The sequence below is a fragment of the Maribacter sp. BPC-D8 genome (assembly GCF_035207705.1).
In the GTDB taxonomy this organism is placed as follows: domain Bacteria; phylum Bacteroidota; class Bacteroidia; order Flavobacteriales; family Flavobacteriaceae; genus Maribacter.
In genome coordinates this window covers 316,493-340,783 of record NZ_CP128187.1, presented here as the reverse complement: position 1 = coordinate 340,783, position 24,291 = coordinate 316,493, and the positions used below count along the sequence as shown (strand labels likewise).

Annotated in this window: 22 protein-coding genes; 10 read left to right on the top strand and 12 right to left on the bottom strand. The window is 35.4% G+C overall.

The annotated features are described in order from the left end of the window. Positions 1-46 precede the first annotated feature (46 nt). Positions 47-1,888, bottom strand: a complete 1,842-nt coding sequence (gene rpsA, locus QSV08_RS01405) for a 30S ribosomal protein S1 (RefSeq protein WP_324025908.1) — start codon at positions 1,886-1,888, stop codon at positions 47-49. Positions 1,889-2,155: 267 nt separating this feature from the next. Here rpsA and QSV08_RS01400 point away from each other — a divergent pair, with 267 nt between their 5' ends. Next, positions 2,156-2,536: a LysM peptidoglycan-binding domain-containing protein gene (locus tag QSV08_RS01400; protein ID WP_324025906.1), complete on the top strand. Its 381-nt coding sequence runs from the start codon at positions 2,156-2,158 to the stop codon at positions 2,534-2,536. Between the two features lie 49 nt (positions 2,537-2,585). Here the strand turns inward: QSV08_RS01400 and cmk are convergent, their stop codons facing one another. Next, a complete protein-coding gene (cmk, locus tag QSV08_RS01395; RefSeq protein WP_324025904.1) occupies positions 2,586-3,284 on the bottom strand; it encodes a (d)CMP kinase in 699 nt (232 codons plus the stop codon). A 28-nt stretch (positions 3,285-3,312) separates the two neighbouring features. Further along, positions 3,313-5,763, bottom strand: coding sequence for an endopeptidase La (lon, locus tag QSV08_RS01390; RefSeq protein ID WP_324028339.1), 2,451 nt, complete (start codon positions 5,761-5,763; stop codon positions 3,313-3,315). A gap of 333 nt (positions 5,764-6,096) precedes the next feature. On the opposite strand from lon, the gene QSV08_RS01385 reads away from it, so the two are divergent. Genes QSV08_RS01385 through QSV08_RS01370 form a run of 4 tightly spaced genes read left to right on the top strand, consistent with a single transcriptional unit; the run spans position 6,097 to position 9,039 of the window. Next, positions 6,097-6,651, top strand: coding sequence for an RNA polymerase sigma factor (locus QSV08_RS01385; protein WP_324025902.1), 555 nt, complete (start codon positions 6,097-6,099; stop codon positions 6,649-6,651). Next, complete coding sequence (locus QSV08_RS01380) at positions 6,651-7,214, top strand: hypothetical protein (RefSeq protein WP_324025900.1); 564 nt, start codon at positions 6,651-6,653, stop codon at positions 7,212-7,214. Before QSV08_RS01385 ends, QSV08_RS01380 begins: the two co-directional genes overlap by 1 nt. Further along, entirely contained in the window at positions 7,195-8,286 is a 1,092-nt protein-coding gene (locus QSV08_RS01375) for a hypothetical protein (protein WP_324025898.1), read from the top strand. Before QSV08_RS01380 ends, QSV08_RS01375 begins: the two co-directional genes overlap by 20 nt. A 27-nt stretch (positions 8,287-8,313) precedes the next feature. Then, positions 8,314-9,039 (top strand): head GIN domain-containing protein, encoded by a 726-nt coding sequence (locus tag QSV08_RS01370; protein ID WP_324025896.1) that lies wholly within the window; start codon positions 8,314-8,316, stop codon positions 9,037-9,039. Between the two features lie 43 nt (positions 9,040-9,082). Here QSV08_RS01370 and QSV08_RS01365 read toward each other — a convergent pair whose 3' ends face one another. The 4 genes from QSV08_RS01365 to glgB all read right to left on the bottom strand — a co-directional run bounded on the left by QSV08_RS01365 (position 9,083) and on the right by glgB (position 15,708). After that, entirely contained in the window at positions 9,083-10,423 is a 1,341-nt protein-coding gene (locus QSV08_RS01365; RefSeq protein WP_324025894.1) for an MFS transporter, read from the bottom strand. Between the two features lie 61 nt (positions 10,424-10,484). Continuing rightward, entirely contained in the window at positions 10,485-11,294 is an 810-nt protein-coding gene (locus QSV08_RS01360; protein ID WP_324025892.1) for a M48 family metallopeptidase, read from the bottom strand. Positions 11,295-11,330: 36 nt separating this feature from the next. After that, the gene (locus tag QSV08_RS01355) at positions 11,331-13,733 is read right to left on the bottom strand and encodes a glycoside hydrolase family 31 protein (RefSeq protein ID WP_324025890.1); all 2,403 of its coding nucleotides are present in this window, start codon (positions 13,731-13,733) and stop codon (positions 11,331-11,333) included. A 79-nt stretch (positions 13,734-13,812) separates the two neighbouring features. Next, positions 13,813-15,708, bottom strand: a complete 1,896-nt coding sequence (glgB, locus tag QSV08_RS01350) for a 1,4-alpha-glucan branching protein GlgB (RefSeq protein ID WP_324025888.1) — start codon at positions 15,706-15,708, stop codon at positions 13,813-13,815. A 173-nt stretch (positions 15,709-15,881) separates the two neighbouring features. Here glgB and QSV08_RS01345 point away from each other — a divergent pair, with 173 nt between their 5' ends. The 4 genes from QSV08_RS01345 (at position 15,882) to QSV08_RS01330 (ending at position 19,000) form a co-directional block, all read left to right on the top strand. Beyond that, positions 15,882-16,445 carry a collagen-like triple helix repeat-containing protein gene (locus QSV08_RS01345; RefSeq protein WP_324025886.1) on the top strand — a complete coding sequence of 188 codons (564 nt, stop codon included), beginning with the start codon at positions 15,882-15,884 and terminating at the stop codon, positions 16,443-16,445. Between the two features lie 158 nt (positions 16,446-16,603). Beyond that, positions 16,604-17,101, top strand: a complete 498-nt coding sequence (gene msrB / locus QSV08_RS01340) for a peptide-methionine (R)-S-oxide reductase MsrB (RefSeq protein WP_324025884.1) — start codon at positions 16,604-16,606, stop codon at positions 17,099-17,101. Between the two features lie 198 nt (positions 17,102-17,299). Beyond that, on the top strand, positions 17,300-18,691 hold the full coding sequence (gene lpdA, locus QSV08_RS01335) for a dihydrolipoyl dehydrogenase (RefSeq protein WP_324025882.1): 1,392 nt from the start codon (positions 17,300-17,302) through the stop codon (positions 18,689-18,691). A gap of 21 nt (positions 18,692-18,712) precedes the next feature. After that, positions 18,713-19,000, top strand: coding sequence for a DUF3817 domain-containing protein (locus tag QSV08_RS01330; RefSeq protein ID WP_324025880.1), 288 nt, complete (start codon positions 18,713-18,715; stop codon positions 18,998-19,000). Here the strand turns inward: QSV08_RS01330 and QSV08_RS01325 are convergent. The 3 genes from QSV08_RS01325 to QSV08_RS01315 form a co-directional block, all read right to left on the bottom strand. Then, complete coding sequence (locus QSV08_RS01325; RefSeq protein WP_324025879.1) at positions 18,997-20,184, bottom strand: PQQ-dependent sugar dehydrogenase; 1,188 nt, start codon at positions 20,182-20,184, stop codon at positions 18,997-18,999. The genes QSV08_RS01330 and QSV08_RS01325 overlap by 4 nt on opposite strands. 65 nt (positions 20,185-20,249) lie before the next feature. Next, a complete protein-coding gene (aroQ, locus tag QSV08_RS01320) occupies positions 20,250-20,666 on the bottom strand; it encodes a type II 3-dehydroquinate dehydratase (RefSeq protein ID WP_324025878.1) in 417 nt (138 codons plus the stop codon). A gap of 77 nt (positions 20,667-20,743) precedes the next feature. Next, positions 20,744-21,262, bottom strand: a complete 519-nt coding sequence (locus QSV08_RS01315) for an outer membrane beta-barrel protein (protein WP_324025876.1) — start codon at positions 21,260-21,262, stop codon at positions 20,744-20,746. Positions 21,263-21,450: 188 nt separating this feature from the next. Between QSV08_RS01315 and xerD the strand changes: the two genes are divergently transcribed. After that, positions 21,451-22,353, top strand: a complete 903-nt coding sequence (gene xerD, locus QSV08_RS01310) for a site-specific tyrosine recombinase XerD (protein ID WP_324025874.1) — start codon at positions 21,451-21,453, stop codon at positions 22,351-22,353. On the opposite strand, the gene QSV08_RS01305 is transcribed toward xerD, so the two are convergent. Continuing rightward, positions 22,350-22,865, bottom strand: coding sequence for a hypothetical protein (locus tag QSV08_RS01305; protein ID WP_324025872.1), 516 nt, complete (start codon positions 22,863-22,865; stop codon positions 22,350-22,352). The two genes, xerD and QSV08_RS01305, sit on opposite strands and share 4 nt — an antisense overlap. A gap of 129 nt (positions 22,866-22,994) precedes the next feature. Then, complete coding sequence (locus tag QSV08_RS01300) at positions 22,995-24,287, bottom strand: NAD(P)/FAD-dependent oxidoreductase (RefSeq protein WP_324025869.1); 1,293 nt, start codon at positions 24,285-24,287, stop codon at positions 22,995-22,997. Between the last annotated feature and the right edge of the window lie 4 nt (positions 24,288-24,291).

Below are 24,291 nucleotides of genomic sequence, written 5' to 3'. Positions count from 1 at the left end.
TCCGGGCTTTTACTTTTGACCCTTACAAAGGGTCTATACTATGAAATTACTTCTTCTTTTTAGAATCAGCTGCTTCCATTTTCTCCTTCAATGCTTGTAACGCATCATTAGCATCCCCTAAAGTAGTTTTAGCTTCCTCTGTACTAGTAGTCTGTCTTTTAACAGCTGCTTTTACATTACGTTGCTCTTCTTCACGGAAAATAGCAGTATGACTAGCTACTACACGTTTGAAGTCTTTATTGAACTCAATAATCTTGAATTCAGCTTCATCGCCTTTACCTAGTTTTTTACCATCTTCTTTCTCTAAATGACGTTGAGGAATGAATGCAGTAATATCTTCGTTAAATTCAATTGTTGCACCTTTATCAACTACATCAGAAATGGTTGCTGTATGAACTGTACCCATTGCGAACTCAGTTTCATATTTATCCCAAGGGTTTTCAGTAGTTTGTTTATGACCTAAGCTTAACTTACGACCATCAACATCTAATTCTAACACCTCTACCTCTAATGTATCACCAACATTGGTAAACTCAGATGGATGCTTGATTTTCTTAGTCCAAGAAAGATCAGAGATATAAATTAAACCATCAATACCTTCTTCTAGTTCAACAAAAACACCAAAGTTTGTAAAGTTTCTTACAATACCTTTATGCTTAGAACCTACAGGATATTTAGTAGTAATATCAGTCCAAGGGTCTGGAGTCAATTGCTTGATACCAAGAGACATTTTACGATCTTCACGATCCAATGTCAATACAACTGCTTCAACCTCATCACCAACTTTTACGAAATCTTGTGCAGAACGCAAGTGCGTAGACCAAGACATTTCAGAAACGTGGATAAGACCTTCAACACCTTCAACAACTTCGATGAATGCGCCGTAATCAGCTATAACAACTACCTTACCTTTTACTTTATCACCAATCTTAATTTCATCAGATAAAGCTTCCCAAGGGTGCTTCTCTAATTGCTTAAGACCTAATTGTATTCTAGATTTGTTTTCATCAAAATCAAGAATTACAACATTTAATTTCTGGTCAAGTTCAACAACCTCGTTCGGGTGGTTGATTCTGCTCCAAGAAAGGTCAGTAATGTGAACTAAACCATCAACACCACCAAGATCAATAAACACACCATAAGAAGTAATGTTTTTAACAACACCTTCTAATACTTGTCCTTTTTCTAATTGGCTAATGATTTCTTTCTTCTGTTCTTCAATATCAGCTTCAATAAGAGCTTTATGAGAAACAACAACGTTTTTAAATTCGTGGTTGATTTTTACAACCTTAAATTCCATTGTTTTGTTAACATACTGATCGTAATCACGAATAGGCTTAACATCGATTTGAGAACCTGGTAAGAAAGCTTCAATACCAAATACGTCAACGATCATACCACCTTTAGTTCTGCACTTAACAAAACCACTAACGATTTCTTCTTTGTCATGAGCCGCGTTAACACGATCCCAAGCCATAATAGTTCTCGCCTTTCTGTGAGATAATACTAGTTGACCACTTTTGTCTTCACGAATATCGATCAATACCTCTACTTTGTCACCAACTTTTAAACCTGGGTTGTAACGAAATTCGTTTAACGAAATTACACCTTCAGATTTTGCGTTGATATCAATAATAGCTTCTCTATCTGTGATATAAACTACCGTACCTTGCACTACTTCCTCATCGGCAGTATCTACAAAATTTTCGGCAACTAATTTTTCGAATTCTTTCAATTTAGAATCATCAACACGCTCAATTCCTTGCTCGTATTTTTCCCAATTGAAACTTTCTAAAAATTCTTGTGGATCTTGCTGTGGAGTTTCAACAGCTTGTTGTGTTGCTTCGGTAGTAGCTTCTACCTCTGCGTTTGTTTTTTCTTCAGCCATTTGCTGATTAATAATTTGTATTTCATAACCTTATCAAGACTTAGGCAACGACTATGAAAGTAGTTATATTTATTTTTTTATCTAATTCCCTTTTTTCTCTTGACTTCCTTGCAAAAAAGGTGTGCAAAAATAATCATTTTATTTAAATTAGACAACACAACTAAGTATTACACGTTCATTTAAGGAATATGGCACGATTTTAGAGTTAAACATCTTAAATATGCTTATCTTAGAAGTATTATAATAACCATTAAAAAAAGTAAAATTATGAGTGTTAAGGCAAAATATCAAGGTGTTTTAGATCTTGGTGAGCAATTAGGTATAAAAGACGGTAACGTAACTGTTGAAGGTGATGTTCTTAAAATAAAAGGGCAAGCAAAAACACCTTATGAAAAAGACCTAATGTGGGATAAAATAAAACAAGCTGGTGGCGAAAGTCCTTCTGACATTAAAGCTAATATCTCTGTTGAAGATGATTCTGTATATCACAGACACGTAGTTAAAGGTGGTGAGTCTTTAAGTAAAATAGCAAAGCACTACTACGGTGATGCTATGCAATACAAAGCTATTTTTGAAGCGAACACTGGTATCTTAAAAAGTCCAGATGTTATTCATCCAGATCAAGTATTGGTTATTCCAAACAAATAGTATCGATACTATATAAATAAAAAGAGGTTAGCATTGCTAACCTCTTTTTTTATGCTTGATGTTTTTCAATAACCCGAAGCGAATGTTCATAGATTCTTTGAAACTGATCCTCTAGTCCTAAATCACTATTATCAAACTCAATAGCATCGTCTGCTCTCTTCAAAGGTGAAATTGTACGGTTACTATCTATATAATCTCGCTTTTCAACATTTTCAAGAATATCTGCATAAACCACATCTTCTCCCCTATCTAACAATTCTTTATATCTTCTTACCGCACGTTTTTCTGGTGAAGCCGTCATGAAAATTTTAAGTTCAGCATCAGGAAAAACTACAGTACCGATATCTCTACCGTCCATAACAAGACCTTTATCAATACCCATTGCTTGTTGCATGGCTACCAATTTTTCTCGTACAGCTGCTATAACCGAAACCTGACTCACATTTTTTGACACAGGCATAGTTCTTATTTCCTTCTCTACATTTTCACCATTCAAATACATTTCGGCATATCCTAAATCTGAATTAAAAATAAAATTCAATTCAATATCACCTAATGATTTCACCAATGAATCTTCATCAACTTCACCCGCTTCTACAAAACCGGACTTCATAGCAAATAGCGTAACTGCGCGGTACATTGCCCCAGTATCTACATAAACATATTCTAGCTTTTTAGCTAACTGCTTAGCCAAAGTACTCTTTCCTGTAGAAGAGAATCCGTCGATTGCAATAGTGATTTTTTTCATTGTTCCAAAAATATAAAGAAAAGCTATACTATAGCTCCTTCGCGTGTTTTACTTTAGCGTCAGTAATTGCAATATCAATTACTTCAGACATTTCTTTTACATAGTGAAAAGTCAATCCTTTTAAGTATGATTCTTTGATTTCCTTAATATCACGCTCATTATCTGCACAAAGAATTATCTCTTTAATTTTCGCTCTTTTAGCCGCAAGAATTTTTTCTTTTATTCCGCCTACAGGCAACACTTTACCACGTAACGTAATTTCGCCTGTCATTGCCAAGCTCTTTTTAATACGTTTTTGAGTAAACAACGAAACTAAAGAAGTCAACATAGTTACACCCGCACTCGGACCATCTTTAGGGGTTGCACCCTCTGGTACGTGAATATGTACATTGTACTTTTCAAAAACCGTTGGATCAATTCCGAATCGTTCAGCATTAGATTTTATGTATTCCATTGCAATGGTAGCCGATTCTTTCATCACCTTACCAAGGTTACCGGTAATTGTCATATTACCTTTACCTTTTGAAAGTATAGATTCAATAAACAATATATCACCACCAACACTGGTCCAAGCAAGACCTGTTACTACACCTGCAACTTCATTATTTTCATACTTGTCACGTTCCATTTTTGGTGCGCCCAATACTTCTATAATAATCTCATTACTAACCTTTATCTCATATTCCTCTTCTGTAGCGATAGACTTAGCCGCGTAACGTACCATTTTGGCAATTTGCTTCTCTAAAGAACGTACTCCAGATTCACGGGTGTACCCTTCAACAATTTTCTCTAATTGTGGCTTACCTATTTTTAAATGACTAGAATCTAAACCATGCTCAGTTAATTGCTTTGGTAGTAAATGCTTTTTGGCTATCTCTACTTTTTCTTCAATGGTATAACCACTTACATGAATAATCTCCATACGATCCCTAAGTGCCGGCTGAATACTACCTAAGTTATTTGCGGTAGCAACGAACATCACTTTAGATAGGTCATAACCTAACTCTAAAAAATTATCGTGAAAATCACTATTCTGCTCAGGATCCAACACCTCTAACATTGCTGAAGATGGATCACCTTGATTACTATTAGACAACTTATCTATCTCATCTAGTATAAAAACAGGATTTGAGGTACCTGCCTTCTTAAGACTTTGAATAATTCTACCTGGCATAGCACCAATGTAGGTTTTACGATGCCCTCTAATTTCAGCTTCATCACGCAAACCACCTAAAGACATTCTTACATATTCTCTACCTAATGCTTCTGCAACAGATTTACCTAAAGAGGTTTTACCAACTCCCGGAGGTCCGTACAGACATAAAATCGGAGATTTCATATCATTACGCAGTTTTAATACCGCTAGATACTCTATGATTCTTTTCTTGACATCTTCTAAACCATAATGGTCACGGTCTAATATTCTTTGTGCTCTTTTTAAATCGAATTTATCTTTCGAAAACTCTTTCCAAGGTAGATCTAGCATAAGATCTAAATAATTTCTTTGAATAGAATATTCCGCTACCTGCGGATTCATCCGCTTCATTTTTGCTAATTCTTTATCAAAATGCTCTTTAACTTTCTTGCCCCATTTTTTCTTTTTAGACTTGATTTTCATCTCCTCTAACTCCTCATCATACGAAACACCACCTAATTCTTCTTGAATAGTTTTCATTTGCTGATGTAAGAAATATTCTCTCTGCTGTTGATCTAAGTCATTTCTAACTTTAGACTGTATATCGTTCTTAAGCTCCAATTTTTGCATTTCAACATTCATATATTTCAATGTTGCCAATGCTCTTTCTTGTAAGCTACCGATCTCTAATAATTCTTGCTTTGCCTTAACATCTAAATTAAGATTAGACGATACAAAGTTGATTAAGAAAGAATCGCTTTGAATATTTTTAATTGCAAAAGATGCCTCACTCGGAATATTCGGATTGTCTCTAATTATTTTTAAAGCCAATTCTTTAATCGACTCAATAATAGCTAAAAACTCCTTGTCATTCTTTTTTGGTCTAACTTCTTCGGTCTCTCTAACTGTAGCTGTTAAATATGGCTTTTTAGTCAAGATTTCGGCAACCTCAAAACGTTTTTTACCCTGAATAATGACAGTTGTATTACCATCGGGCATTTGAAGCACACGTAATATTTTGGCTACCGTGCCCAAAGTATTGATATCCTGCACATCAGGATTTTCAGTTTCCTCATCTTTCTGAGAAACTACACCAATGACTTTAGAACCATTATTAGCATCTTTTATTAAGCGAATACTTTTATCTCTACCCGCAGTAATCGGAATTACCACACCAGGAAAAAGCACTGTATTTCTTAAAGGCAATATTGGCAAGGTTTCTGGCAATGTCTCACTATTCATTTCCTCCTCATCTTCGGGGGTCAATAGTGGTATAAGCTCAGAATCTTGATCTATTCCTTGTAAAGACATATTGTCAAAATTTGAAAATTTAGAATCTCCCATACTCATATATCGGTCATTCTGTCATTAAACCAACAGAATTTTATTTTTATAAATTATACATAAATGCTGTAATAGCAATGAAAACATAGCGAATGCAGCTTTTGAAGCTTCATTTGCATTTAGGTATTTCAATTCTTGTGCCAAGAGAATTAATTCATTGAAAATTTAGATTGCATTAAAGTAGTCTAACCTCAGTTCATACCCACAAAGCTCATATAATAAGCCCTTTTATAAATCAGATGCTCGTTAAAAAGTAAAGAATATTTAATATAAATTTTACTAAACTGTAACAAACCGTAAATTGAATCATCTTTCAATAAAACCAATCACTTTTTGAGCCAACAAAGAGAACATATTGATGAGCTAGTGCAATTGTGCATGGCCGGTAAACAGAGTGCACAACTAGAAGTGTACAATAGGTATTACAAGGCTATGTTCAATACATCTCTAAGAATCGTAAAAGACACTGCCCAAGCAGAAGACATTATGCAAGAATCGTTTCTAAGCGCATTTACGAAACTGCATACTTTTAAAGGGGAAGTAACTTTTGGATCTTGGTTGAAGCGCATTGTTATTAACAACAGCATACATCAATATAGAAAGCAACAGAAAAAGAATGAAGTTGCTTTAGATGAAGTATTGTACAAGGTCGAAGATAATGACGGAATTGCATCTGACCTTGTGTTTACAGAACTAAAGGCTCAAAAAGTGATGGAAACCATGAAAGATTTAAAAGACAATTACAGAATTTCTTTGACCTTACATCTAATCGAAGGGTTTGATTATGATGAAATTTGCGAAATCATGAACATTAGTTATGCCAATTGCAGAACTACTGTTTCAAGAGCGAAAGAAAGTCTTAGAAAAAAATTAATACTCGCAGTCTAATGAAGAAAGATACTATTGACGAGCTTTTTATTGAGCTACAGGACAAAATGGATTATGCGGAACCCAATAGTGGTCACCAACAACGTTTTTTAGAAAAACTAAATGAATCTAAAGGCGTGGCGACGCTTGCACCAAAGAAAAAGAATCCTTGGATGCTCTTTTTATCTGTTGCCGCTTCTATTGCTATTCTATTATCTGTTGGATTATTTCAACTTAATAAGGCAAGTAGTATTGAAGATCAGGTTGCCGAAATTTCACCAGAAGCTTCTAAGACCCAATTTTACTTCGCCAATTTAATCGAAGAGCAGATCAACGAACTGAATTCTGAAAAATCACCAGAAACAGAAAAAATTATTAATGACACCATGACTCAATTGAAAAAACTTCAATTGAATTATACCAAAATGGAACAAGACCTTTTAAACGGTGGTAATAGCAAACTTATATTAAGTGCTATGATTACTAATTTCCAAACCAGAATAGACCTTTTAAACGAGGTAATGATACAAATTGAAAATATTAAATCAATTAAAAAATCGAACAATGAAAACTATACTATATAAATACACGTGGCTACTTTTACTTGCTTTTACTACTGTAGCAACTGCAAATGATACTTCTTTTGATGGTAAGCATACTAAAGAAAAAACCATTAAAAAAGAATTTAATGTTAATGCTAATGCATTGCTAAAAATCAATAACTCTTACGGTAATTTAAATATTACTTCTTGGAACGAGAATAGGGTCGTTATCGAAGTTCACATTAAAACGAATGGTAACAACGAAGAAAAGGTTCAGAAAAAATTAGATGAAATTTCTATTGATTTTGAAGCCAGTAGCGAACGTGTTTCTGCAGAAACTATTTTCAATAAAAATAGTAATGGCTGGGGATGGAGCTGGGGAAACAATAATAATGTTAATATGCAGATTAACTACACCATTAAAGTTCCTGTAAAGAACAATGTTGACCTAAGTAATGATTACGGCAATATTAGCCTCGATAGAATTGATGGTCATGCTAGAATCAATTGTGACTACGGAAGGTTAGATTTAGGCGAACTAAGAGGTCGTAATAATCGTTTAAATTTCGATTACACCTCAAAATCTACGATTGGGTATATCAATAGTGGACAAATAAGAGCAGACTATTCAGGTTTTACCATAGAAAAAGCAGGCAACCTTGCTATAAATGCAGACTATACCAGTGTAAGTATTGGCACTATGGATGACCTAGAATACACTAGCGACTATGGCAATATGGATATCGACGAACTAAAAAGTATTGATGGTAACGGCGATTATATTACCGTAAAATTAGGTACCGTACATGGTGATGTTTCTATTATCGCTGACTATGGATCAATACGTATAAATGAACTTGCAGCTGATGCCGGTAATGTAAATATAAGAACAGATTATACAGGAATTAAAATAGGATACCATAGCGATTATCATTTCGATTTCGATATTTCGACCAGTTATGCTGGAGTTAGCGGAAAAGACGATTTCACTATTAATATCAGTACCGAAAAATCTTCTGATAAACACTACGAAGGTTTTTATGGTTCTAAAGGAAGTGGAAACAAAATGACGCTATCAAGTGATTATGGCGGAATAAGTTTTACCAAAAAATAATCAATCAATCAATTAAATATGAAAATCATGAGAAAATTAAGTGTATTAGTATGTGCAGGTCTTTTATCTCTTTCTTGTTCAGCACAATGGGGAAAGACCATAAAAGGAAACGGAAACAATGTTACCATTGAAAGAAACACGGGAGATTATGACGGGGTAGCAGTTTCTGGCTGGTTCGATGTTGACCTAGTTTCTGGCAGCGAAGGAGAGATTACTTTGAAAGGTGAAGAAAACCTTCTAGAGTATATTATCACCGAAGTAAAAGATGGCAAACTGGTTATTAAAACTGAAAAAGGGGTCAACTTAAAATCAAGTAACTGGAAATCTGGAATTCACATTACCGTACCTGTAGAATCTATAAGTTCTGTGGCTATGTCTGGATCAGGAGATATAGTTGGTAAAACAAAAATTAAAGCAGATAAATTCAGTACAGCAATGTCTGGATCTGGTGATATCACCTTAGATATTGAAACGAGCTCTATTTCTGCTACGATGTCTGGATCCGGAGATATTTCGTTAAGCGGTAGTACTACCGATTTTGAAGCTACAATTTCTGGCAGTGGCGATATTGAAGCGTATGACCTTGAAGCTGATAATGTTGAAGCCACTGTTTCCGGCTCTGCAGATATACAAGTAACTGCAAACAAATCTATTAAAGCTCGTGTGTCTGGCTCTGGAGATATCTCTTATAAAGGCAATCCTGAAAAAGTAAATACTAAAACTTCTGGTTCAGGCGACATTTCTAAAGGATAATATATAATCAAAATAGCGAACAATCAATTCAACGAAGCCTCTTTTATAGAGGCTTTTTTGATTCATCTACCTTAAATAACAATATAATACCGCCTAAAAAGAATACGAATAAAAACAAAATGGCATATCGCATGTTGCTTACCTGGTCTATTATAGCAAAGAGTGCCATACCGATAACAATACCTATTTTCTCAGCTACGTCATAAAAACTAAAGTATGAAGTAGTGTCTTCTGTTTCTGGTAAAAATTTCGAATATGTAGATCGCCCTAAAGATTGAACACCTCCCATTACCAAACCTACAAAACCGGCGGCGATGTAGAATTGAGTCGGTGTAACCATAAAATAAGCGTAAACACATAGTAGCATCCAAATTGCATTAACTACTATTAAGGTTTTTATATTACCAAATTTATCAGATGCCTTCGAGGTGATTATAGCACCAGCAATTGCTACCAATTGAATTACCAAGACACTAATGATTAAACCTGTAGTTTTTTCACTTGCAGAAACCCAAGCAATTTCTTTTTCTCCAAAATACACGGCAACTAACATAATTGTCTGTACCGCCATGCTGAACACAAAAAAGGCATATAGATATCGCTTTAGTCTTTCATTTTCTTTCAATTGACCCCAAACTACCTTGAGCTCTTTAAGACCGTTAAAGAGAACGTCGCGGGTAATTTTATGACCTTTACCTACCCCTTTTGGTAAAACCCAAAATGTATATTGACTAAAAAGCAACCACCAAACACCAACAGTTATAAACGATATTCTCATCGCTTCTACTTTAGCTGCATTTAGTGTGTCTTCCGTTTCACCAATATCAAATCCGAACCATTCAGGCTTCATAACCATGGCTAAATTCAATAACAACAAAAGAACACTACCAAAATACCCTAAAGAAAATCCTTTTGCGCTAATACTATCTTGCTGATCTTCAAAAGCAATATCAGGTAAATAAGAATTATAAAAAACCAGACTTCCCCAATATCCTATTAATCCCATAAAATAGAACAGTAGACTTACATGAATTTGTTCTAAATCGAACCAATACAAACCCATACAGCCTATACTACCGGTGTAGCAGAAAAACTTCATGAACATTTTCTTATTACCAACATAATCTGCAATGCCCGATAATACCGGTGATAAAAATGCTACCACAAGAAAAGTAAAAGCAGTAACTATTGAAATGAGTACGGTCTGTTTCATATCGAAACCGAAAGCCGAAACCAACTCATCTTTAGAAGCAAAAAGTGAAGAATAATAGATAGGAAAAATAGAAGAGGCTATAGTCAGCGTATACACTGAATTTGCCCAGTCATAAAAGGCCCATGCGTTCAATAATTTTTTACTTCCTTTTGCAACTAGTGTCTTCCCCATATATAAAAATAAAAAGCCGTTCATTTCTGAACGGCTTCAATATACAATAATCCTTAACGTTTTATTGGAATTTAGTTACTCCAAATTTCGCAGCTTCTGCCTCGGCATCTGGTGCCCAAGCTGTTAGATTATTTATTCTTGTATCATTAGAAGGGTGCGTACTCATGAATTCTGGCGGTGCTTCTCCTCCACTGTTTGCCTTCATACGTTTCCACAACTCTGCAGCTTCGTAAGGATCGTAACCTGCAATAGCCATTATTTGTAATCCGATTCTATCTGCCTCGGTTTCGTGACTTCTACTAAATGGCAACATACCTAAATACTGTGTACCAACACCATAAGCTTGATTGAACAAGCCTAAAGTTTGTTGATTTTTAATTGCAACATTACCTGCCACAGCACCTACTTGTTGTAATGTACCTGCGCTCATACGTTGCGCACCATGATCAGCAAGAGCATGTGCTACTTCATGACCCATTACTACTGCTACACCAGTTTCACTTTGTGTAATAGGTAGTATACCTGTATAAAATACAATCTTACCACCTGGCATACACCAAGCATTTACAGTTTCATCTTTTACCAAGTTATATTCCCACTTATAGTCTGCTAAGTAACCTGGGTGTCCGTTTGCAGTCAACCAACGTTCTGCTGCAGAAGATATACGTTGACCCACTCTAGTAATCATTTGAGCATCTGCTGTACCGGTGACAACATTATTCTCAGTTAAAAATGTGTCGTATTGCGCAAAGGCAGAAGGGAACACCTGACTATTCGGATAAAAATTTAATGTTTTCTGACCCGTAAACGGGTTTACTTTACAAGCTGAAACGCCTATAAATACAAATACTATTAATACTAATTTTCTCATATTGTTAATTTTAGTTAATGGTAATAAGCTACAAAGTTATTGTTTTCCTGATAAATGCAATAGCGTAAAGTTTTTGTCTATTAACAAATCATTGTTTTCGTTAACCGTTATACTATCTAAAGCTATTTTTTCATTATCTATCATAACGCTATCAACTTCAAAAGGAAGCCCATGAAAATTAAGCCTTATCATCTTATATTCTGTATCGAAAGTTCCATCTTTAAATAACTGAATGGTCAATGAGTTTTCTTTACCTGTTAACTTATAATTACTCAACGAATACCGCCCTTTCTTATAATCATACCCATCGTCTGAATCTTCATATACCTCAGATGCTTCTGTTCCTTCTTTATAATATACTTCTAAAACTAATTCTTCTATTTTCTTTTCCCCTACATATTGTTGAATAGGATACTTCGGAATTATAGCTCCCGCTTTCACAAAAATTGGAAGCATATCGATTTCTGCCGCTACCCATTTCTCTTTACCTCCTATTACATGTTCGTTGGTCCAAAAATCGTACCACTCTCCACGAGGTATATACATTCTACGCCCTTGTGCATTCGGTTCTTGTATAGGACAAACCAGTATTTTTTCTCCGAAAATAAACTCATCAGTTCTAAAGTGTGTCTGATTATCTTCTTGATCAAAGAACACTAAAGACTGAATCATAGGTATGTTCTCTTTCGTGTATTTATAGAACATGGTATACAAATACGGCAACAACTGATAGCGAAGGTTTATAAACTTTCTAACGATATCTGTTATCTCTGAACCAAATGACCATGGTTCTTGATCGCCATGATCACCACTTGAATGTACTCTACAAAACGGATGAAAAATTCCTAATTGTATCCATCTGGCAAATAATTCGCCATCTGGTTGTTCGGCAAATCCGCCGATATCTGAACCTACAAATGAATAACCACTTAAACACATACGCTGTACCTGTACGTTCGCTATCCATAAATGCTCCCAAGTAGCTACATTATCGCCTGTCCATGTAGAGGCATATCGTTGTGTACCTGCAAATGCGGCTCTTGTTATTACAAATGGTCGCTTTGGATATACATACTTCTTAACACCTTCATAAGTTGCCCGAACCATTTGCATACCGTAAACGTTGTGCGCTTTTCGGTGTGTACATGGGTGTCCGTCATAATTATGACGGGTATCCAAAGGCGCCGTTTTTGTTGGCACTTCCATTACTGCTGGTTCGTTCATATCATTCCAAACGGCATGAACTCCCAATTCTGACATAAATTCTTTATACAATTCTGCCCACCATTCTCGAACTACGGGATTGGTAAAATCTGGAAAATTACATTCCCCTGGCCATACCTTACCATGCATTAACGGTCCATCTCCCCTTTTACAGAAATAATCGTTTTCTAATGCTTCTTTATATATCCAATAATCACGATCCACTTTTATACCCGGATCGATCATTACTACAGTCTTAAAGCCATCTTCCTCCAATTCTGAAATCATCCTCTTTGGATCCGGAAAATGGTTTTTATCCCATGTAAAACATCTAAACCCGTCCATGTAATCTATATCTAAATAGATGGCATCACACGGAATTCGATGTTTTCTAAAATCACTAGCTATTTCTTTTACATTGCTCTCTGGATAGTAACTCCATTTAGACTGATGAAAGCCTAATGCCCACATTGGAGGTAATTCTGGCGTACCGGTAAGACTTGAATATGAACTCACTACTTTTGACATATCTGGTCCGAAAATGAAGTAATAATTCATTTCGCCACCATCGGCCCAAAAGCTCGTTATATTTCTTCGCTCTTGCGAAAAATCGAAACCTGTTCTAAAACTATTGTCAAAATATATACCGTAAGCCTTTCCTTTATTTAAGCCAACGTAAAACGGTATTGCCTTGTAGAGCGGATCTTGCTCTTTTGCAAAAGCAAATTGATCGGTAACCCAATTCTCTACTCTTTTACCCTTTAGGTTACTATGCATAGCTTTATCGCCCATGCCATAAAAACTCTCGCCCGACTGGGTAATTTTACTCAATTTTACAGTATTACCACCATATTCGTAGTTCTCTTCCCAATGAAAACCTAGCTCGTCTTCACTAATGATATTTCCCTCTAAATCTGAAATTTGAGTGCGTAATGTCTTTTTATCTACCAGAATACTTAACCGCGCAGTAGCCACTACATACTCTGTATCGTTCTCTACAATTTCTAACTTACTATAACCCATGGTTGCATCTGGGTCAATAGCGTATGAAAAATCTGGTTCGAAATTATAGTTGGTAGCATACCTAAAACGAATAATACTACCTCTTAATATTGTTATTTGTAAAACAACACCGTTGTCTGTTGTGAAGTATAATTTATCTGAGTCTTGTGAAAATTCAACGATATGGTTTGGGTATAAATTACCTTTATACTCAAGCTCTGTATTTGTGATCATGAACTTATAAATTAAAAAATATCAATTATTACTATCAAAGAAATTCTTTAAAGCAGACTTAAACAAAAACTACTTCAAATTATTTCAGTATTACTATACCTAAAGGAGGAATAGTAATTTCTATGGACTTTTTATGTCCATGAGCCGGTTTGGTAGACGATTTTATTTTAGTATTTAAATTTCCGCCGCCACCATATTTGGCATCATCACTATTTAAAACTTCTGTTAATTTTCCTTTTTTAGGATTACCAATTCTATAATTTTCTCTAGGTACAGGTGTAAAATTACATGCAATGATCAAATCGTTTTTCTCATCATGACCTTTACGTACATAGGTTAAAACAGAATTTTCGTGATCGCCATAATCTATCCATTGAAAACCTTCTGGACTAAATTGCTTTTCATATAATGCAGGTGCACTTTTGTATAGATGGTTTAAATCTTTTACAAAATCTTGAATTCCTTTATGACCATCGTACTTTAATAAATGCCAGTCTAAACTTTGTTCAAAATTCCACTCTGCAGTTTGTCCAAATTCGCCACCCATGAACATTAGTTTGGTACCTGGGTGGGTAAACATATACCCGAATAACAACCTCAGATTTGCAAATCGCTGCCATTCATCACCTGGCATTCTATATACTAATGACTGCTTACCATAAACTACCTCATCATGCGAAAAAGGCAGCATAAAATTCTCGGTAAAAGCATAGGTCATACTAAAAGTTAAATCGTTCTGGTGGTGTTTTCTGTATATAGGTTCTTTTTGAAAAAACTGTAATGTATCGTGCATCCAGCCCATCATCCATTTCATACCAAAACCTAAACCACCATGTTCAACTGGTTTAGACACCCCAGAAAACGCTGTAGATTCTTCGGCAATAGTCTGTACACCGTCGAAACTAGAATATACCGCTTCATTCAATTCGCGAATAAAAGATATGGCTTCTAAATTCTCATTATTACCATATATATTCGGCTCCCATTCACCATCTTCTCTAGAATAATCTAAATACAGCATAGACGCAACGGCATCTACACGAAGACCATCTACATGAAATTGATCTAACCAAAATATGGCATTACTTATTAGAAACGCTCTAACCTCATTTCTACCATAATTGAAAATTAAACTCTTCCAATCGGTATGGTAGCCTTTTCTTCTATCTGGGTGTTCATATAAATTAGAACCATCAAAGAAGCCAAGACCATGTGCATCTTCTGGAAAATGAGAAGGTACCCAGTCTAAAATTACTCCTATATCGTTTTGATGAAAAGCGTCTACCAAAAACTTAAATTCTTCTGGAGAACCAAATCTTGATGTTGGCGCAAAATAACCGGTTAACTGATACCCCCAAGATGGATCATATGGATATTCCATTATCGGCATAAACTCTACATGGGTATACCCCATTTCTTTTACATAGTTCACAAGATCAATTGCAAACTCTTTATAGGTCAAAAACTTATTCTCAGCATTTTTCTTCCATGAACCTAAATGCACTTCATAAACGGAGTATGGTTTATCTAATCCGTTTTTATCTTTTCTGTACCCCATCCAAGCATCATCTTTCCAATCATGCTCGGCTGTCCATACAATAGATGCTGTATTTGGTGGGTGTTCGCAGTACCTTGCAAAAGGATCCGCTTTTTCTGTCCAGATATCATTATTATTGGACTGTATTTTATATTTATAAACTTCGCCTTTGCCTATGTTGGGAATAAAACCTTCCCAAATTCCGCTAGAATCCCAACGAACATTTAACTTGTGGTCATCTGAATCCCAAGAATTAAAATTACCAACCACAGAAACAGATTTTGCAGACGGTGCCCAAACGGCAAAGTATGTACCGGCTACACCATCTACTTCTACCAAATGAGAACCCAACTTTTCATACAGGCGATAATGCTTTCCACCTTTAAAAAGATCAATATCAAAATCGGTAAATAATGAGTGTACTTTTACGTTTGGCATATAATTGGTTTATTTGGGTAAAGCTAATCATCTTTTAAAGACGTTCGACTCTAATTATTTTTTGTTGATAATATAGCAGTTAATATCCGATTTAAATATCTAAATACCAAAAATGGAACGCTTTTTGAAACAACTATTCAAAATTTAAACGTAAACCGAATAATTATAACATTATGAAAAAACTCAATTTATTTATTGGAGCACTTGCAGCATTATTTTTTATATCATGTGAAGGACCACAGGGACCTCCAGGTTTTGATGGATTTGATGGTGCAGACGGATTTGACGGTGCAGACGGAATTAACATCTTAGGTCAAGTAGTCGATATTGAAGGAACCTTTACCTCGGATAATGACTATTCTATATTTTACGAGTTTCCACAAACTATAGAAGTTTTTGAAACTGATGTAGTTTTAGTTTACATGCTTTGGGATGTAACCGAAGATAGTAATGGTGAACTAGTTGATATTTGGAGGCTGATGCCACAAACACGAATTTTAGACCAAGGCTTACTTCAATATAACTTTGACTATACCTTTTTAGATGTTAATATTTTCTTGGAGTCAGATTTTGATCTATCAACCCTACCTGCAGGTGATACTGACAATCAGGTTTTTAGAATAGCCATTTTACCAGCAGAATCTACAACAGGTAAATTAGATACCTCGAATATTAATTCTGTAATGGCACATTTAGGCATAACGGAAGATAGTATACAGAAAGTAAAAATAGAATAGCACCCATATATAGTTAACCTATTTAAGTTAGAGCCCTTGATAAATTATCAGGGGCTTTTTTTATATTACTTTTAAAACCTTAACGCTAAAAGTTCCGTAAATACAATACATTGAAAGGAATACATAATTTATTCGACAGAACTAAAAAAATTGAAAAGATGAAAATAAATTTTGCAATTGCACTACTCGTACTTTTTGTAAGCTGTAAAGGCACTTCTCAAGAAAAAGAGATGGCTACCACAACAAAAACGAGTGCTAAAAAAGAATTTGCCGTACAAAAAACGAATAGCGAATGGAAGAAAGAGTTGACCGATTCTGAATACTATGTACTTCGTGAAGCTGCTACTGAAAACCCATTTACTAGTGAGCTTTTAAAGAACAAAGAAAAAGGGACTTACGTTTGTGCTGCATGCGCTACTCCCCTATTTAAAAGTTATACAAAATTTGATTCTGGTACCGGATGGCCTAGTTTCTATGAGGAAATTGAAGGTAACGTTGCTTATGATGTAGATTATAAAATTGGCTACAAAAGAACCGAAGAGCATTGCGCTACGTGTGGCGGACATTTAGGTCACGTTTTTGAAGACGGACCAGACCCAACTGGTTTACGCCACTGTGTTAATGGTGTAGCTTTAAATTTTGTACCCGCAGAATAAACTTTTTTATTAGAATTTATAATAACAAGAGGTCTATTTAGACCTCTTGTTTGTTTCTATAACATTCATATTAAACAAACTAGATTCTTTTCTAAATATCACAATTTCATATTAAAGGTCATATTTTAAAAACCTGCGAGCAATCTCAATTAGGTTTTGTATTTTTGATCTTCAATTAAAACTACAAAAAATCAGAATATGAGCACTTTCGATATTATTGTTTTAGGTAGTGGTCCTGGCGGATATGTAACCGCTATTAGGGCTGCACAATTAGGCTTTAAGACCGCCGTTATTGAAAAAGAAAGTTTAGGAGGCGTTTGCTTAAATTGGGGTTGTATACCTACCAAAGCTTTGTTGAAATCTGCACAAGTATTTGAATACTTGAAACATGCAGAAGACTACGGTTTAAAAATTAAAGGTGCCGATAAAGATTTTAATGCGGTTGTTAAAAGGAGTCGTGGCGTTGCTGAAGGAATGAGCAAAGGTGTTCAGTTCTTAATGAAGAAGAATAAAATTGAAGTTATAAAAGGTTACGGAACCTTAAAAGCAGGAAAGAAAGTTTCAGTTAAAGCTGAAGATGGTTCTACTACTGAATACAGTGCAAAAAATATTATCATTGCTACTGGCGCGAGAAGTCGTGAACTACCTAGCTTACCACAAGATGGCAAGAAAATTATTGGGTACAGACAAGCAATGACCTTAGACAAACAACCTAAGAAAATGATTGTTGTTGGTAGTGGTGCAATTGGTATCGAATTCGCTTACTTCTACAACTCTATGGGAACTGAGGTTACTGTAGTTGAATATTTACCGAACATTGTACCTGTTGAAGACGAAGATATTTCTAAGCAATTGGAAAGAAGTTTCAAAAAAGCGGGAGTTAAAATTATGACCTCTGCAGAAGTTACTTCGGTTGACACTTCTGGCGATGGTGTAAAAGCTACTGTTAAAACAGCAAAAGGAGAAAAAGTTCTTGAAGCTGATATCGTATTGTCTGCGGTTGGTATTAAAACCAATATTGAAAATATAGGATTAGAAGATGTTGGTATCGCTACCGACAGAGATAAGATTTTGGTAAATGATTATTACCAAACGAACATACCAGGATATTTCGCAATTGGTGATGTTACACCAGGTCCGGCACTTGCACACGTTGCATCTGCAGAAGGTATTTTGTGTGTTGAGAAATTAGCAGAAATGCATGTTGAGCCATTAGATTATGGCAATATACCAGGGTGTACATACTGTTCTCCTGAAATTGCTTCTGTTGGTTTAACCGAAAAACAAGCTAGAGAAAAAGGTATCGATATTAAAGTTGGTAAATTTCCTTTCTCTGCAAGTGGTAAAGCACAAGCTTCTGGTGCATCTGAAGGATTCGTTAAAGTTATATACGATGCCAAGTATGGCGAATGGCTAGGTTGCCATATGATCGGCGCAGGTGTTACAGATATGATTGCAGAAGCGGTTCTTGGTCGTAAACTAGAAACTACTGGGCATGAAGTGTTAAAAGCTATTCACCCACACCCAACTATGAGCGAAGCTGTTATGGAAGCAACTGCAGCTGCTTATGACGAGGTAATTCACTTATAATTAATTACAATATACTATAGCATGTTAAAATTATTTCGAGCAACGGCAATTTTAGAAGGAATCTCCTATTTGGCGTTGTTCGGGGTAACCATGCCTTTAAAATATTGGGCAGAAATACCAGAACCAAATAAATTTGTCGGCTATGCTCACGGTTTCTTGTTTATTGCCTTTATAGCCCTTACGCTAATAGTAGGCTTCACTCACAAATGGAGCTTTAAAAAAGTATTTATTTTCGGTATAGCATCCCTTCTGCCGTTTGCGACATTCTACGTAGAAGAGAAATATTTAAGACCAGAAGACAACGCTTAAGGCTGAACTTCGGCTACTTCGGCAAGTTCATAGATTTTTCCATCAAAAGCACATATGTACAGTTCATTATTTGCATCTGAACCAAATGATGAAATAGCTAATTCGCTTTCAAATATCAGTTTGTTATTACCGGCTTGATCTAAAGCCCAAATTCTACCGGAAACAAAATCACCATAAATATATAACCCCTGTAATTCTGGTAAGGCATCACCTCTATACACATACCCACCGGTAACTGATTTATCGTTTTCTGTGCGACCGTATTCATAAAGGGGAGCTATTAAACCTGTATCGTCACAATCGTTTTCAAGAAAGCATGAGGTACCTTCTAGAATATTCCACCCGTAGTTACCACCTTTTACTATTAAATTAATTTCTTCTTTCTCGTCTTGACCCACATCACCTGCCCACAAGGTATTTGTTTGATTATCAAAACTAAATCTCCACGGATTTCTTAATCCGTAGGCAAATACCTCTCCTCTTGCATTTTCTTCTTCCACGAACGGATTATCTGATGGGATAGCATAATTCAATCCCTCATCCATAGCGTCGACATCAATTCGTAAAATTTTACCAAGTAGATTACTTAGGTTCTGTGCATTGCCATCTGGGTCACCTGATCCACCGCCGTCACCAGAGGCGATATATAAAAATCCGTCAGGACCAAAAGCTAATTGCCCACCATTATGATTGGTTGCTGGTTGCGGAATTTCGAGTAATATAGTCTCACTGGTTTCATCGACCATATTTGCATCGGTTTCAGAAACTTTAAATCGAGATACCACGGCCAACTCTTCATTTGGAGTATAAACAACATATAAAAATCCGTTTGTGGTGTACTGCGGATGAAAAGCAAAACCTAACAATCCCAGCTCACTAGCCGTAGCCGTTCTTGCAGAAATATCTAAAAAAGTAGTTACTTCTTCTGTCGTAGCAACATTATTGAAAACCTTAATAATTCCGCCTTTCTCTGCTACAAATATTCTTGTGCTATCTGCACCGGTAGCTTGAAGATCTAGAGGATTATTAAAAGATAGATTTGAAAAAGCATTGTTAACAGTAAATACTGCTAAAGAATCGATTTGCACATCTGGATTAGGAGTCAAATTCAATTCATCTGCATCACTGCAAGAAATATAAAATAATGAGGTAACACCTAATAGTACAGAAGCAATTCTTTTCATAACAACGTATTTTGTTATTATTTACGAATTAGAGTACTACTCTAGACGTTAAAATATTTTTTGAGTTAAAATAAAAAGCTCTCGATAGCGAGATCATAGCTTTTTAAACCGAAGCCAAGTATCACTCCACTTGCTGCAGGTGAAATGTAAGATATATGTCTAAACTCTTCGCGTTGGTGTGTATTAGAAATATGAACTTCTATTACAGGAGTTTCAACTGCTTTTACCGCATCGCCAATACCTACCGAAGTATGTGTATAAGCTGCCGCATTGAGCACTATACCGTCATAAGAAAAGCCAGTTTCTTGAATTTTTGAAATTAACTCCCCTTCTATGTTAGATTGAAAATATTCCAATTCAATATCTTTAAATTTGAATTGTAATTTTGAAAAGTAATCTTCAAAAGTTTCTGAACCGTATACTTCTGGCTCCCTTTTTCCTAAAAGATTTAAGTTGGGGCCATTTATAATGATAATCTTCATACATCAAAAATAACGAATGTTGCCGTACAATGAATTACAAATACTAGAAGTAAATTAAACTTGATAGCGGTCTTTATCTAGCGACGAGTTCTATATTTAGGTTCAAAATTGTAAACGATACCCAAGGTAACTGTAGACCAAGTCGTTTCTTCAATATCTATACCTGTGTATGATAAATTAACCTCAACGCTTGAACTCATCAGATAAGCAATTGTAGGTCTATAATAAAGACCACCTTCATTACCATCATTTATTCCCATTGCATAACCTATATTTCCACCAAATGAGAAATAATTTGATGTCCAAAAACGAACGCCTGCAGACAATGGCAAAAACTGAACAGCTTCTTGTTCTTCTCTAATAATCGTTGTTTGAAAGGTTTCTGCAAAACCATGAATATAACCTACTGCGGGTCCGACATCTACTACTTCACCTAACGGATACATGTATGAGAAATCTGCTGCAAGCACAATACTTACCGCTTCATTGTAATCATCTAGTGGAATACCTCCTTGTATACCGAATTTGAAGCCTTCTTGAGCAAAAATTCCGGTTGAAAGACATAAGGCAAATAATAAAATGAAATACTTATTCATGGTTTGGTCGGTTTATTTCTTACAAAAATAAAGGTAAGACTAAGCTTACAAGCATCTTTGTTGTGAATACCATGAAAGTAGTGGTACAGCTAACTTTTAGATAGGTCATATCAATTTACAGCTTCTAAATACATCCCATATTACTACATTATCCTATTCTTAATTAATGGATTCTTTATCTTTAAACCATGAATTGGAAACATGCGTTAAAAGATTACACCGTATATCTTAAGCTTGAACGAGGGTTATCAAAAAACTCTATACAGAGCTATACTATGGATATTGAAAAGTTGATGTCTTTTCTTGAAACCCATGACATAAACACTACCCCAATTCTAATTGACAAAAACACTGTTCAACAGTTTATTTATGAAATTGCCAAAGTGGTCAACCCTAGATCACAAGCACGAGTTATATCGGGACTCAAAAGTTTTTTTAATTATCTAATTTTTGAAGATTATAGAAAAGATAATCCGTTAGATTTAATCGAATCTCCAAAGATTGGACGCAAATTACCAGATACACTTTCTGAAAATGAAATAGATAAATTGATTGGCGCCATAGATTTAAGTTCTGCAGAAGGAGAGCGCAACCGAGCTATGCTAGAAACTTTATATGGCTGCGGACTAAGAGTTTCTGAACTCATCGGGTTAAAAATATCTGATCTATTTTTTGAGGAAGATTTTATTAAAGTAACAGGCAAAGGCAACAAGCAACGTTTTGTACCAATTAGTGCCGTAAACAAAAAATACATTGATATTTACAGAAATGAAATTAGAGTTCACCTTAATATTCAAGAAGGTTTTCAAGATATTCTATTTCTTAATAGACGCGGAAAGCAACTTACCCGAGCGATGATATTTACTATTGTAAAGAATTTAGCTGTAACAATCGGATTGGAAAAAAGTATAAGTCCGCACACGTTTAGGCATTCTTTTGCTACTCATTTACTTGAAAATGGTGCCGACTTACGATCAATTCAACAAATGCTTGGGCATGAAAGTATTACTACCACAGAAATATACATGCATGTAGACCGATCTCACTTAGCTGAAGTCATGAATACCTATCACCCTAGAAAGAGTCATTAAAATTTCCACTTACTACCTAATATCAGTGCAGCTGGCATTACTACATGCTTTTCACCAAATGCACCCATGCTCGGGTTATTCATTTGAATATTAGCTTGCAACTCAATCATTAAATTAGGATCGAAATCATACCCTAATCCAGTAACAAAGCCAATACGATATGGTGTTTGTCCAACACCTGCATTTTCTGTAGCTATCTCTGCTTCTATTCCACCAAGTAGATATAACCGTTCATTCAAATACACTTTAGCCAATACACTAGATCTGAACCTTTCACTCAATATGTACGTGTCATAAAAACCTTGAAGTTCTAATTGTAACGATTTTGAAAATCCGTATTGCACCATAAAAGACTTATGAACATCACCTATTGCAGAAACAGGATATGCGTGCCCTGTTATAGATAATCCGGTTAATGAAGAAGGTAGGTTCGATACTGGTGGTTCTTCTATTGTCTGACCTTTAGAAACAATTACAAACAAGAATAGAAAACTACACAGAAGTACTTTCATAGATTGGTTACCTTAGTTATTATAGATAAATTCCTACAAAAGATATTTTAAAAATAAGAACCAACGAAATACTTGGCAAAAATTTAACTGCCTAGTAATTAGAAAACATAATAAAGAAATTGAACTACCCTAATCTTTAAACTGACTATAGTCTCTTTTAAATGGGCGGATGATTAGTCGTGCTTCGCGATCAAATCGAATGTAGTTATATACCCAATTGATAAATACGACCATTCTATTTCTAAATCCGATCAAGAAAAACAGGTGTACGAACATCCAAACAAACCAAGCAAAAATTCCTTGAAATCTGAATTTCTTAATATCGCAAACTGCTTTATTTCTACCAATAGTCGCCATGCTACCTTTATCAAAATAGACAAATGGTTTCATGGGTTTGTTCTCCAATAAATTTACCAAGTTTTTACCTAGCAGTTTGCCTTGCTGAATTGCAGGTTGTGCCACCATTGGGTGCCCACGAGGATTATCTTCGGTTGCCATGCACGCAATATCGCCAATAGCAAATATATTTGGATGACCTATTACCTGGTTGAATTCGTTGACATTTATTCTATTACCACCAGCAATTACGCCTTCAGCATCTAAACCTTTAATACCGGCACCTTTTACCCCTGCTGCCCAAACCACAGTAGCTGCATCGAATTTTAAATCTGTTTTTGTTGTAACCGTTTTACCATTGTAACCGGTAACCCGAACACCTTTCCAAACTTGAACTCCAAGTTTTTCTAAGAAATCTTCAGCCTTTTTTGAAGCTTGTGCGCTAAAACCTGGCAATAAACAATCGCCACCTTGTACAATATTTATCTGAGCTCTTCTTGTATCTAAATCTGGGTAATCTTTTGGTAAAATACCTTTCTTAATTTCTGCTAAAGCACCAGATAGTTCTACCCCTGTTGGTCCGCCACCTACGATTACGAAATTCATCAAAGCATCTCTTTCATGATAATCATCTGTAAGAAGCGCCTGTTCAAAGTTCTCTAAAATTAAACTACGAAGATTTAATGATTGCGGAATCGACTTCATAGACATCGCATTCTTTTCTATCTCCTCATTTCCAAAGAAATTAGTTTCAGAACCTGTTGCTACTACTAAATAGTCAAAACTTAAATCACCAATATTTGTATTCAACTTCTTGCCGGCAGTATCTATACGCTCTACTTCTGCTAAACGGAAATAAAAATTATCATACCCAATTAAAACTTTACGTAGTGGGTATGCTATAGAATCTGGTTCAAGACCACCTGTAGATACTTGATATAATAAGGGCTGAAAAGTATGGTAGTTGTTCTTATCGATAAGAACGACCTGTACTTCTTGCTTACTTAATTTTTTAGCTAGAGAGACTCCGCCAAAACCACCACCTATTATTACAATTCTAGGATAGCTCGAAAGTGGTATGTTCATAGTA